Origin of the sequence: Gimesia sp. (assembly GCF_048262075.1) — a bacterium.
Lineage (GTDB): Bacteria > Planctomycetota > Planctomycetia > Planctomycetales > Planctomycetaceae > Gimesia.
The window spans coordinates 94,202-106,961 of sequence record NZ_JBLXFK010000009.1 but is presented as its reverse complement, the minus strand read 5'-3'; the positions used below and the strand labels follow the sequence as shown (position 1 = coordinate 106,961).

Here is a 12,760-nt window from a genome sequence, read left to right as displayed (position 1 = left end):
GAATTTGTATTGGCTTCAGAAAGGGATGAATTATGTTTCGACGACTGTAAGTTCGATGCCAGCCTTATGAATAACGTCTTTCCATTCTTCGGTGATGCCGTCATCCACGACGATGTGGTCGACCGTATCCAGCGGACACAGGTAAGCAAGAGCCGAGTGTCCGAATTTGGTACTGTCAGTGACCACAATTACTTCTTCTGCTGCTTCAAACATTTGCTGTTCTGTTTCAACTAACAGCATGTTGCTGTTATAAAGTCCGTCTGCTGTGATTCCCCCGACGCTGATAATCAGTCGTCGGACATGGACACTTTTCAGTGATTCCACCGCGGTCTTCCCTAATGCGACCCCTGTTTTGGGAAACAGGAATCCCCCGATCAACATCAGGTCAATCTGTGGCTGATTGACCAGCAGATTGGCGATCGGAAGTGAATTAGTGACGACCTGTAACTGTTTGCCTGCCAGTTGCCGGGCGACTTCCAGAGTGGTTGTGCCCCCATCCATCAGCACCGCCTCTCCTGGAGAGATCATGTTAGCCACTACTTGAGCAATCTGCCTTTTTTGCCTGGATGACATAAAAGACCTGTCTTCAAAAGTGGCTAATGATTCTCCACTATAAGCAGCCCCACCTCGGGTCCGCCTGATCTGACCGATCCCGTCAAGATACTCCAAATCCCTTCGAATGGTAGATTCGGAAGCCCCCACAGAATCCATCAAATCCACAAGGGACACAAAACCCTTGTTTTCTACTATCTTTAATATGCTTTCCCGTCTTTCGTCAAGCAACATTGACATGCAAACTCCTCCTGAGACGATATAGTTCCCTGTAGAATATGCCTCTCAAAGCGCTGACTTTCAATCAATATATCCAAAATACCATCAAAAACTTTCAGAAACAATCAAAATCTGTCAGTTGTTTTGGATTTTCCTAAAGACTTCATCTTACCTGAAGGGAATATTCACTTTAGGAGGGAATTCATTAAAGTCTTCCCAGAGTATCTGTCTTGTTTTTGAGTCAGGCCTGTATCAAATCCAGAAATCTCCAGGATGCGCTCTTTCTGTGGCACCGCCAGTAAGCCGGTTCCGAAAATAGCATTTGTTCTGAATGCCCGGATTATTGCCATTGATCTGAATGTCTGTCCTCGGGTTCAGGCGTTTGCTGGCAAGGTAGAACGCGATTCCTTCCGATGAAGATTTAAAGCAACGGCATTTGTACGCGCCAGGATGGCGTGCAGGTTAGACCATTCATGGAGGGTCAGTATGAAAACCGGATTTTCTGTCACTATCGGGTTACTTGCCGTATTACTCGGCGGGTGCGCATCCAGCTCCGAGCGACAGATCAGCGATCTGGGGGATTCAAAGCCCGTGTCGATTGCACTTCGGGATTCCTCTTCGGTTAAAGTCAATACGAATGAGTCTTCACAGCTCGCTGCTGCAACGGACTCAGAAACAAAGCAGGTCTCACACGAGCAGGCGGAAGAACTTCCTTTTGCGGAATACGATATCCCCCTGCTCCCTGTTCCCGGAGCCATTGAGGGGCAGCAGCAGACCGCATACTCTTTGAGTGATCTGGAGTCACTGGCTCAGGCAAATAATCCCACATTGATTCAATCAGCGGCTCAGGTTGAAGCCTCTCGCGGTGCTGCTTATCAGGCGGGGCTCTACCCGAACCCGGTGGTTGGTTATGCCAGCGATCAGATTGGCATTGATGGAACGGCAGGAGAGTTACAGGGGGCCTTTGTCTCGCAGGAATTCGTCACAGGAGGCAAACTGAAACTGAGTCGGGCCAAGTGGACACAGCAGATCTGTATTGCCGAAACCAATCTGTCGGCTCAGTACACGCGGGTACTCAACGACGTACGCATTCACTTCTACCGTACTCTGGCTGCACAGCAGATGTTGTTGGTTCACAATCAGTTGCTGACGAATGCTCAGGACAATCTGCAGACACATAAGGAGATGCTCAATCTGGGGCAGACCAATCAGGCGGGACTGTTACAGGCGGAAGTTGACCTGCATCGCGCGCGGCTGAAGCAGATGGCGGCACAAAATAATCTGGAACAGGAGTGGCGTGATCTGGTCGCGATGGTGGGGGTTCCCGATTTGCAATGTACCAATCTCAAGGGATCACTGGAGCCGGCGACTGAAGTTTATGACTGGAGTTCGGCCATGCATCAACTGCTGGAAAACAGTCCGGAGATTGTAGCTGCCTGGGAGAAGGTGCAGCATGATGAAATCACGGTGGAGCGCGAGCGTGTGCAGCCGATTCCGAACATCCTGATGAATGTTGACTTTGGTCACAATTTTGAGACCAACAACAATGTCGCAGGAGTCACCGCGGGTTTGCCGCTACCCATTTTTGACCGCAATCAGGGGACCGTCGATCAGGCGCTGGCCGACCTGAATCAGTCACGGGCGAATGTCAAACGTCTGGAATTATCGCTGATGAGTAAGCTGTCTGATAAATATCGGGACTATCGCACGGCGCAGCAGCATGTAGAAACCTACCGGAGCGAGATGCTGCCTAAAGCGAAAGAGGCGTACGATCTGCTGCATGAGAGTTATAAACGCAGACGTGCGCCCTGGCCTGAAGTTCTGATGGCACAGAAAATTTATTACGATCTTCAGGCAGAATACATCATGAGCCAGTTACAGTACCATGAAAGCGAAATTGCGATTCGAGGCATGTTGCTGACGGGCGGTTTGGAAGTTCCCGCTGCTCCCATGTCTGGCGGGCACATCGATGCGGTACCGAAACCACGTTGAGCGGAACATGATCTGCTGAAAGTATGAAACACTAATCAAGGAAAGAGGTTCACCAATGGGTTCACCGAACGATCGTCGGGATTTTCTGAAGCATGGTGCAGCAGCAACGGCCGGCTTGTTTGCTGGTGGCGCCACGATGAGTAAGGCAGCAGAAACAGGTAGCGCTCAGTCCCAGGGAGATACTTTTCCGCGTATGCATCCAGGGCTGGGAGGGCCGATCGGCAGCCCCACGGACCGGGGAAAGCTGGTGCCCGGATTGAGGGAAGCGGGACAGGCACCCGTGAATGTGATCGCGCCGGATCTGAAAACGACCTGGGGTAAAATCGTGAATGGAGCGCGCGAATTCCATCTGCACGCGATGCCGGTCCGACGGGAAGTGCTGCCGGGAATCTGGATGGACGCCTATGGATTTAACGGCCAGTTTCCCGGGCCGGTTCTGGAGATGTACCAGGGAGAGCGAATCCGGATTGTCTTTCGTAATGATCTGCCCGAGCCAACCACGCTGCATTCACACGGTCTGGAACTTCCGATCAGTTTCGATGGGATTCCCGCAGTGACTCAGGATCTGGTCAAGCCGGGCCATACGTTTGTGTATGAATATGATGTGCACCAGGAAGGCAGCTATTTTCTGCATCCGCACGTGGCGATGCAGGAAGCGATTGGCATGGTTGTCCCTTTCATCATTCATCCGAAAACCGCTTTTGAACCGACGGTCGACCGTGATTTTGTATTGATGACTCAGCAGTTTGCCATGCTGCCAAATGCACACATTCCCAATACGATGTCGATGGACTGGAATTTTCTCACGATCAATGGTCGCTGTGGTCCCTATACCACTCCCCTGGTCTGCAAACTGGGTGAGCGCATTCGAATTCGGTTTCTGAATTTCAGTACACTCCATCAGCATCCGATGCATTTACACGGTCATACGTTCTGGGTGACAGGGACAGAGGGGGGCCGGATTCCTGAGTCGGCCTGGATTCCCGGTAACACGGTGATTGTGGGTGTGGCGCAGTCGCGGGATGTGGAACTGATAGCGAATAATCCCGGTGACTGGGTACTGCATTGTCATATGTTTCATCACATGATGAACCATATGGTTTCGCAGGTAGGGCCGATCATTCGACAGAAAAAAAATGACCCAGGATTTAAGGTTTCCGGTTATCCGCAGATGATGAAAGGCATGTCGGATATGAAAGTTCTCTCCGAAGGAGAAGAACTGCCTTTTGATGATTATTCGATGCCCATGACGAAAGAAGACATGCGAAAGATCAATGGACGTCGCGAAGTCCAGGGGATGCGGGAAGGCTGGTTTAAAGGAGTGAAGGGGCTGTTTACCGTAATGCGTGTGCTGCCTCCCGATCTGTATGATAAGGTGATGAATACAGACGAGCCGATTCCACCTAACTCCAGCACGCCCCTCAATCCGCCGCCAGGCAGTCAGAAACTTTAAATGAAGTAGAGTCCTCAATCCTGGATGACGGTTCGCCGCTCGACGACTTTGATTTTGCCGGCAGCGAACAGGCGGATCATTTCCGGGTAGAGTTCACATTCCGCCTGGAAAACATTGGCGGCGACCTGGTCCGGTGTGTCGGTTCCAGAAACGGGAACTGTCTTTTGACCAATGATCGGGCCGTGGTCATATTCGTTATCGGCGAAGTGGACTGTGCAACCACTGACTTTCACGCCACGGGCTACAACGGCTTCGTGTACTTTGTGACCATAAAAACCATGTCCACAGAAAGCGGGAATAAGAGCCGGGTGGATATTCATTACGCGGTATTGAAAGTCGTCCGGGATATGTACCAGTGAAAGATATCCTGCCAGAGTGACCAGGTCGGCACCGACTTCGCGACAGAGGCCGAAAATAGTAGTGCTGAATTCGCTGATATCTTGAAAGTCACGGCGGCGAACGACTTCACAGCGCAGGCCGGCTGCTTTGGCTTTGGCGACTCCCCCGCAGTCAGGTCGGCTGGCAATGACCAGCGGAACTTCAATATCGAGTTCGCCGGCAGCACGCTTCTCCAGGAAATTGGTGAGCGTCGTACCGCCACCCGAGATGAGAACGGCCAGTTTCAAGGGGCGATTCGGGGGAACGCTGGGAGTGTGGTCCACATTCATACTATCAGAACAATACTTTTAAGATATTTTAATTAAGTGGGACTATTAAGTACCGGAATCGGGTTGCGGATTTGATTCGGAATTTTTGGTTTCCGGAGTTGTTTTTTCCGGTTGTGTTTTTTCTTGAGGCGTTTCCAACTGGCTGAAGTCAGCCTGGTCCTGTTTTTTTTGCAGGCGTCTTTCGCGAAATTTTTTGTCGCGCTGAGTGGCTTTCCAGATGGCGATCGCGATACCGGCCATCAGGACGATCAGTGTACCGGCCAGAATTTGTGAAAACAACCGGCTGCCCCGTTCGTCTGCCGTCTTTGGGTTCCATTCGAGTTGTTTTGCCAGAATCAAGGGAGCGACGCGGGATGTATCCTGTGCATTGTAGACGTACATTTTAAACAGATATCCTGTCACGGTGACATGATCAATGACGTCTGATCCTTCCGGCAGCCCCTCTTTTAACGCAGGAGGGACCTCTGTGCAAATGATGACAGTCGGGTTTTGTTGTGAATCATCGGTAAAGAGCCAGGCTTCATAGAGTGTTTTCATCCCATACTGGTTGTCATCCGCCGCAGGGTAATGGATCAGTTTGCGGACACGACCGGTTAAGGTGACCAGTCGACCTTTGTAACGATCACTGTTTTTAAAGAGATCAGGGAAAATGGGAAGCTCCCGTTCAGGATGATCGCGCAATGATTTGATTTCGGAACGGCGCTGTTGCAGATTGAATTCGGCGGCCTGTTTCTGATCTTTCAAGCTGGTGTCGCGCAGGTGTTTGAGGACGTAGTAGTAGAGTGCCTTCTCCTCATCCAGAATGCCACCAAAGGCCTTATCCTGAACTTCATTGAAGAGTGATGGAGCCAACTGATCCGGGAATGGCCTGAATGGGTCTGCCTCTGTCTGGTTTGCGAAAACAGTCGATGGGAAGGCGATTACCAGGCAGAGGATGATCCCTGGAATTTGGATGTCTGGAATTCGGATGTAAGACAGCATATTCTGCTCCCAGGGTTCCACTTCTTTAAGTTCTTTAATATAACAGTATTATGACAATTGCCTGCTGTATCTATTTTGTCGAGAGTCCGATGATTTGTCGAGGTTAAAAATAAATAGCAGTCAGTTGGTATGCTGAGCGTAATTCCTTATTTGACAAGAGGTTTTGGCGTTCCAATGCCGGGAGAGAGCATTGACACAAAACCGAGGATCTCTATAATTCCCTTCAATCGCAGGCAGACTAAGTGCTGCCGATTGCTTGAATTATTATGAGTCGTTGCGATCCCGCATCCAGAAAGTTATGTCATTGCAGGGTAGTCGAGAAGATTTTCTCTGCTTTTTTCAAGGTATATATCGAATCCAATTGTAACGGAGACAACCAGTAATGGCTGAAAATGTTTTGGAATTTACTGATGCAAACTTCCAGTCTGAAGTGTTGGAAGCATCTGAACCTGTCCTGGTCGATTTCTGGGCTCCCTGGTGCGGTCCCTGCAAAATGATGATGCCCACCATTGAGGAAATCGCCAGTGATTATTCAGGCCGTGTCCGCGTCGGTAAATTGAATACAGACGAGAATCCGGGTATTGCTTCGGCCAGCAGTATTAATGCGATTCCCACAGTAATGCTTTACAAGAACGGCGAAGTTGTCGAAAAGTTTGTAGGCGTCACTCCTAAAGAACGCTTTGCCGCTTCCCTGGACAGCCAGCTATAATTACCTGGCTGATAAGCTGTGTGATAAAGAATTAGAGTGGGCAGAGGAGTTGTAGTTACTCCTTCTCTGCCCTTTTTGTCATAAGTATATTTGCGTTATTCCGGATTGAATGTTGCACTCGGGAATTGGATTCCTCAGCTTCGATCCCGATTCGAGTAACGTTGCGAGACGCTTTTCAGGGAAAGGAATCCCGGCATGAGCGAAGAAACCAGGCCCGATCAGAAATCTCAGGCACCCTCCCCGTTTGCAGGCGTACAACGTCCTGCCAGTGACTCAACCGACTCACATCCGCTGAGTAGTCCTCCGGGAGTGGAACGTCGTGCAGATGCGCCCCATTCTTTCACTGAACCGGGTATTTCAGAAGAGAATTCTTACTTCAGTGATCAGAAACAGAAAGCTTTGGAAGAGAGTCTGACGCATGCAGCGCAAGCGTCCGAGACCCAGACCCAGGGGGCTACTGAAGCAGGTGCTTCTTTAACTGGTGCAGAACTGCTGTCCCAGGCGGGTGAAATCGCCAATTACCTGAAGTCCCAGTTTGCAGAGATCAGTCGCCGCGAACAGACCGTTACCAGTCAGCTGAATGAAATCGACAATGAGCGTCGCAAAATCCGCATGTGGGTCGGGCAGATTGAGGAGCAGTACGACGAACGGGAGGCCAGTGTTCGTGATAAAGAAAGCGAGCTGATTCGCAAAGCCGTTGAGTGTGAAAAACTGGCGAAGACCGTACAGCGGGAACAGGAAAAAGTATTCGAAGCCCAGGATTCACTGGAGCAGGAACGCGCAGAAATGCGGGACCAGATTCTGCGGGAGTTTGCGGAACAGCGGGAAACGCTGGAGCGACAGCGGCTGGATTTGATTAACGAACAGAAGCGGATTCGGGAGCAGGTTCTCGAAACTCTGTCCGAGCAGCGGACTGAACTGGAACACGACCGCGCGGAGTGGCAGGGAGTCAAGCAAACAGAGCTGAACCACTTGAAACGGGAACGTGAAGTTCATGAAGAGGCGGTGCGGAAAGTTGAATCCGATTTGACTTCACGAAAAGAAAAGTTTGACCTGGAACTGAAAACGCGACAGTCAGACTGGGATTCGAAACGTCAGGCAGAACTGGAAGCATTAGAGTCTCGCAAGCGGGACTTTGTCATCAGTTCCGAAGAGATAGAGCATCAGCTTAAAATTCAGCGGGAAGACCTGCAACGCGAATACGGTGCCCGTGAAGAAGAATTTGACCAGAAGCGGACCTTGATCGAGAACCGGATCAAATTTCAGGAAAACCACCTGCTACGTCTGCGCAAGCAGATTGAAAAAGAACAACATGAGTTTCAGCGACAGCAGCAGATTCAGCAGCAGCAACACGAACAAAATGAGCGGATTCATATCCTGCGAATGAAGCAACTGGATCGCTTCCGTGACCTGTTGCAGCAGCGCGAACAATCATTGAGCAAGGAACGCTCATTGCATGCGGAGCTGCGTCGTTCGGTTGAACGTTACGAGCAGAACCAGAAACAGAGAATGTCAGGTGAATACGAGGTCTGGCAGAAAGAGCGTGATGCCCAGAAAGCAGAATTGCGTCGGCAGCATGACATGCTGGCTCTGCATGCTGAAAATCTGGAACGCCGGCGCGAACGACTGGATACGTTGCGGGCAGAAGTGGAAGAGACACATCGCGGTACCCTGGAAATGCGACTGGCTCTGGAAGAAGGCTGGGCACAATTGACACAGGTGGAAGGAGACGATGCTGCCCGTGAGCGACTGGAAAAAGCCAGGGAGGCACTTGCGACACACTATCGACAATTACGTGAATCGATGTCTGTCGAACGTCAGGAACTGGATCATTCCCAGGAGCTCTTTCATCGCCATCGGGATGAATTCCGCCAGGAACGCCAGGACCTTTCAGAATGGGTAGCGGAACGTGACGAGCAATTGCGTCAGCGCAGCGAACAATTGCGGTTTGAAGCAGAGCAACTCGCAATTCGTGATGCAGCCTGGGGACAGAAACGGGAATTCTGGTTACAGGAAAAAGTGTCTGCTGAAGAAATTATCCGTAATTTACTGGAACAGCTGACTGAATTGACGGTAGGCCAAGGGGCGGCCATCCAGCTGGCAGCAAAAAAGAGCCGGCAGTCTCCAGGGCAGGATGTAGAGGTGAAGCCCGTTGATGAGGCAGCAAAGGAAACAGAATCTGCGAAGACAGAAAAAATTCTGGATCCGCTGGATTAACGCAGATCTTTCCACGCATCCCAGCAGAGAAACATGACCAGGCCAGCGGAAATCAGGAACATGATGTCCATCATGGTGCTGCCCCGGAAGGGGATTCCGATGGCAATATCTGCCAGAGCCAGTAATACCACGATCCCGGATACGGCCATTGAGCCCATGATCATTTTTTTGGGTGCATCCGCCATGGCGATCCCAGTCCCTCTCTACTCATGCTGAAGCTGTTTGATTTATAGATGTCTGTCTGAGCTGTATTTTCAGTTAAAAATCAGACCCCGTCTGAGCTCTGTTGTACTAAGTATAGCCTAATGTCTGGTGCAATTTCCAGTCGATTTTATGGCAGGAGCATCTACCCTGTCACGAATGCCTCCAGCGGGCAGGGCGAGACCGATAAAACCGCTACAAATCCGATATTCCGTTGCTCAGGTGGGTGAACAGAGTTCGATAATATGACCATCCGGGTCATTGACGAAGGTCTGCGTGGCCCCATCCGGCCTGGATTTGGGAGGGGAAACGATCGGAATCCCCCGTTCGACTGCTTTCTCATAGGCCTGTTTCGCATTGCCCACCTGAAAGGCGAAATGATGAGTTCTCGTGTTCTGATCCGGGTTAGAGTTGCCTGCCCTGCCCGACTGATCGTGTTCGAGTATCAGGTGAATCTGCTGATTCCCAATCTGAAACCAGTGTCCGTCGAATGTAAAAGCGGGCCGAGGAACGTGGTCCATGCCGAGAAAGTCGACATAGAATTTGCGGGATGCTTCCAGGTCTTTGACAACCAGTGTGATGTGGTCAAATGACTGGACCTGCAGGTTTTCGGTCAGGGCAGAATCACTCATGAGTCGCTTACTCTCCCGTATAGAAGTAAATCAGGATGCGGCGGCAGCCATAATCGGTTCGCCTACGCTCCAGTTGGCCCCCTCGCGGACGATGTGCCTGTAGAGTGTATCGCGTTCTACCGGGATACGTCCTGCTTCTTCGATGAGACGGTGTAACTGTTCGACCGTGAGTCCTTCGGGTGTTTTGGCGCCGGCATCATGGTAGATCAGTTCATGGACTACGGTGCCATCCAGATCATCTGCACCGAAGCTCAATGCGGTTTGTGCCGTCTTCTCGCCCAGCATGATCCAGTAGGCTTTAATGTGATCAAAGTTGTCGAGCATGATTCGGGACAACGCAATTACTTTAAGGTCCATCAGGCCGGATGGTTTTATGATTTCTGACATCCCCGTGTTTTCAGGATGGAATGCCAGTGGGATGAACGTCTGGAATCCACCTGTTTCGTCCTGCAGTTCCCGCAGGCGACAGAGGTGGTCAACGCGGTGCTTTGCCTGTTCATAGTGTCCATACAGAATGGTTGCATTACTGCGGAGACCAAGATTATGTGCTTCGCGATGAATTTCGAACCAGCTTTCAGCGTCAGCCTTGTGTTCGCAAATCTGTTCACGGACTTCGGGATGAAAGATTTCCGCGCCTCCGCCCGGCATACTGGAGAGTCCCGCTTCCTTCATCTGTTCCAGTACCCAGCGGACCGGCTTTTTGGTCATGAAGCTGAACCAGTTTATTTCCACAGGGGTCCAGGCTTTGATGTGCAGTTCAGGATATTCTTCATGGATGATACGGACGACATCGAGGTACCACTCGAATTTTTTCTGATGATGCAGACCGCCAACTACGTGAATTTCGGTAGCACCGGTGCTGCGTGCTTCCTGAACACGTTCACGAATCATGTCATCGGTGAAGGTGTAACCGCGGGGGGATTTCAAGTCGGCCCGGAATGCACAGAACTTGCAGCGATAGACACAGACATTCGTGGGGTTTAAATGAATGTTGGTGTTATAGAATGCGAAGTTACCGTTTTTGCGTTCGCGTATCCGATTGGCCAGATCACCCAGTGTCAGAATATCGACTTTCTCATCCAGAAAAACGCCTTCATCAAAGGTGATGCGTTCTCCCGCGTCGACTTTGCGGGTAATGAGATCCAGTTGTTCCTGTTCGTTTTGATTCAGATTCATCAGACTGACTGTTGATTCTTTTCGCTGTGGGTTTGTCAGATTGGGTACCTGGCGGTCGAAAAGACCACTCAATGGAAGCTTGTTTCTATTATTGCGTTTCAGAGCCGCTTATGCGAGCCAGACGTCAATCAATCCCACAAAGAACAATCCAATACTGATGATGGCGTTCACGTGAAAAAATGCCAGATTGACGCGTCCCAGATCATCCGGATTCACCAAAAGATGCTCATATATTAAGAGCCCTGCTACAGCAACGACTGCAATTAAAAAGGGAATTCCTAAGGCGGCGACATACCAGAGGCTGAACAGACAGACGATTGTCATGAAATGACTGAACATGGCAAATCGAAGTGCGTTTCTGATTCCCCAGCGGGAAGGAATACTGGACAGCCTGGTTTCCTGATCAAAATGAACATCCTGGCATGCGTAAATAATGTCAAACCCGCCAACCCAGAAGAATACAACGGCTCCCAGCAGCAGTGGTTCCAGCGACAGGCTGCCACGAATGGCAATCCAGGCTGCGATGGGAGAGAGCATGAGGGCGGTAGAAAGCCAGTAATGACAGAAGATGGTAAACCGTTTTGCATAGGAATATCCCAGCAGAAACAGCAGAACGGGAATCGACAGGTACAGAGGCCAGCGATTGGGTAGAAACAGAAGTGTCGAGGCGATAAATGCCAGCGAAGTCAGGATCGTAAAAATGGTAACGGTGCTGACACTGATCAGGCCGGCGGGAAGGTGGCGGCCTTGAGTACGCGGATTTTTCGCATCAATCTCACGGTCTACGAGCCGGTTAAAAGCCATCGCTGCGGAACGGGCAAACAGCATACAGAGCAGAATTCCCACCAGTTCCTGCCAGCGAACCTGCTGTCCACGCCAGGCCAGAACCGCAGACAGGAGGGCGAATGGGAGAGCAAATATGGTATGGCTGAAGCGAATCAGTTCCAGGAGAAGGCGCAGTCGGGCCAGCATTACATCTATCCGGTTAATAGTTGGAGAAGATCCCGTCGGGCAAGATCAAAGCACGCATTTGATGCTGTATCTTAGCGGATGGGGGGATGACACCCAACCCAGAGCCGGATGAAACTAGCGGTGTGCTATGGGAAATCGGAATCCGGCTGGAGACTATCTGGTCGGAAAGGTATTCAGGGATGCCACATAATTCACAAAGCGTTCATCGACGCCGGGAATATTGCGAGGGAGCCGGGCACTTAAGACTTCCGGCTTTTCATTGCTTTTCAGTTCCGCCAGATATTCGAGCAGGGTATCTTTGGTTTCCGGGGTGCTGTTCAGCATAAAATGAACCCAGGCCCAGGCTTCCTGGTAGTCGACCCGTTGCATCTGCGATACTTTTTCCAGCTGTTCCAGCCGTTTCATGTCAGGTTTCCAGCCATTATTCAGTGCGGCGGAAAGTCGAGAAGCATGATCGCGGTTGATCTGACCGGGCGTGTTACCGGCGACTTCAAAATATTCAGCAAGACCCTCATCCAGCCAGAGGGGGACGGTCTTCAGGCTGGCGTGTAACAGTCCATGCGTAAATTCGTGTCGCAGGTCTTCCTGGATGCGATCACCCCAGAATGTATAGACGGCGAGTTCCTTAGGCGTACCCACAAAGTAAGCACGTCGCGGAGGCAGGCCCGGGTAGGTTAAATCCAGGTAGTTGCGGTACTCTTCCTGATTTGAAAACAGGTAAACGGTGACCTGCTCGCTGTTGAGTGGAATATTCAGGGTCTCAGCGACATCTTCGCGCAGTTTTATCAGATCCTGAAAGAGCTCGTGGTCCTGTCCCAATTTAAAATCACTGAGCACGATGAGCTGCTCTGCACTGACACTATGTCGTGCAGGCAGATGGACGGACTGATTTTTGGCAACAGAATGACAACCGGGAAAAAGCAACAGGCACGACAATATACATGCATGCAAAACGGCTGCATTGTATGTGACTCGCGACATCATGTCT

General features: G+C 50.8%; 13 protein-coding genes. 5 read left to right on the top strand and 8 right to left on the bottom strand.

Annotated features, from left to right (window positions below; genetic code table 11):
• Window positions 1-30: 30 nt before the first annotated feature.
• Window positions 31-792, bottom strand: a complete 762-nt coding sequence (locus ACN0YH_RS17900) for a DeoR/GlpR family DNA-binding transcription regulator (RefSeq protein ID WP_417380951.1) — start codon at window positions 790-792, stop codon at window positions 31-33.
• Between the two features lie 252 nt (window positions 793-1,044).
• Between ACN0YH_RS17900 and ACN0YH_RS17895 the strand changes: the two genes are divergently transcribed.
• The 3 genes from ACN0YH_RS17895 to ACN0YH_RS17885 all read left to right on the top strand — a co-directional run bounded on the left by ACN0YH_RS17895 (window position 1,045) and on the right by ACN0YH_RS17885 (window position 4,216).
• Entirely contained in the window at window positions 1,045-1,188 is a 144-nt protein-coding gene (locus tag ACN0YH_RS17895) for a hypothetical protein (RefSeq protein ID WP_417380950.1), read from the top strand.
• A gap of 69 nt (window positions 1,189-1,257) precedes the next feature.
• A complete protein-coding gene (locus ACN0YH_RS17890; RefSeq protein ID WP_417380949.1) occupies window positions 1,258-2,763 on the top strand; it encodes a TolC family protein in 1,506 nt (501 codons plus the stop codon).
• A gap of 55 nt (window positions 2,764-2,818) precedes the next feature.
• The gene (locus ACN0YH_RS17885) at window positions 2,819-4,216 is read left to right on the top strand and encodes a multicopper oxidase domain-containing protein (RefSeq protein WP_417380948.1); all 1,398 of its coding nucleotides are present in this window, start codon (window positions 2,819-2,821) and stop codon (window positions 4,214-4,216) included.
• 14 nt (window positions 4,217-4,230) lie between these two features.
• Here ACN0YH_RS17885 and purN read toward each other — a convergent pair whose 3' ends face one another.
• Both purN and ACN0YH_RS17875 read right to left on the bottom strand, forming a co-directional pair.
• On the bottom strand, window positions 4,231-4,884 hold the full coding sequence (purN, locus tag ACN0YH_RS17880; protein WP_417380947.1) for a phosphoribosylglycinamide formyltransferase: 654 nt from the start codon (window positions 4,882-4,884) through the stop codon (window positions 4,231-4,233).
• 45 nt (window positions 4,885-4,929) lie between these two features.
• Entirely contained in the window at window positions 4,930-5,865 is a 936-nt protein-coding gene (locus ACN0YH_RS17875) for a hypothetical protein (protein ID WP_417380946.1), read from the bottom strand.
• A gap of 382 nt (window positions 5,866-6,247) precedes the next feature.
• On the opposite strand from ACN0YH_RS17875, the gene trxA reads away from it, so the two are divergent.
• Window positions 6,248-6,574 (top strand): thioredoxin, encoded by a 327-nt coding sequence (trxA, locus tag ACN0YH_RS17870; RefSeq protein WP_002647087.1) that lies wholly within the window; start codon window positions 6,248-6,250, stop codon window positions 6,572-6,574.
• Window positions 6,575-6,769: 195 nt separating this feature from the next.
• Complete coding sequence (locus ACN0YH_RS17865) at window positions 6,770-8,791, top strand: hypothetical protein (protein WP_417380945.1); 2,022 nt, start codon at window positions 6,770-6,772, stop codon at window positions 8,789-8,791.
• Here ACN0YH_RS17865 and ACN0YH_RS17860 read toward each other — a convergent pair.
• The 5 genes from ACN0YH_RS17860 to ACN0YH_RS17840 form a co-directional block, all read right to left on the bottom strand.
• Window positions 8,788-8,976: a hypothetical protein gene (locus ACN0YH_RS17860; protein ID WP_417380944.1), complete on the bottom strand. Its 189-nt coding sequence runs from the start codon at window positions 8,974-8,976 to the stop codon at window positions 8,788-8,790. The genes ACN0YH_RS17865 and ACN0YH_RS17860 overlap by 4 nt on opposite strands.
• Window positions 8,977-9,210: 234 nt before the next feature.
• A complete protein-coding gene (locus tag ACN0YH_RS17855) occupies window positions 9,211-9,624 on the bottom strand; it encodes a VOC family protein (protein ID WP_417380943.1) in 414 nt (137 codons plus the stop codon).
• A 30-nt stretch (window positions 9,625-9,654) separates the two neighbouring features.
• On the bottom strand, window positions 9,655-10,800 hold the full coding sequence (gene mqnE / locus ACN0YH_RS17850; RefSeq protein ID WP_417380942.1) for an aminofutalosine synthase MqnE: 1,146 nt from the start codon (window positions 10,798-10,800) through the stop codon (window positions 9,655-9,657).
• A gap of 108 nt (window positions 10,801-10,908) precedes the next feature.
• A complete protein-coding gene (locus ACN0YH_RS17845; RefSeq protein ID WP_417380941.1) occupies window positions 10,909-11,772 on the bottom strand; it encodes a UbiA-like polyprenyltransferase in 864 nt (287 codons plus the stop codon).
• A 153-nt stretch (window positions 11,773-11,925) separates the two neighbouring features.
• On the bottom strand, window positions 11,926-12,756 hold the full coding sequence (locus ACN0YH_RS17840) for a DUF1570 domain-containing protein (protein WP_417380940.1): 831 nt from the start codon (window positions 12,754-12,756) through the stop codon (window positions 11,926-11,928).
• Window positions 12,757-12,760 lie beyond the last annotated feature (4 nt).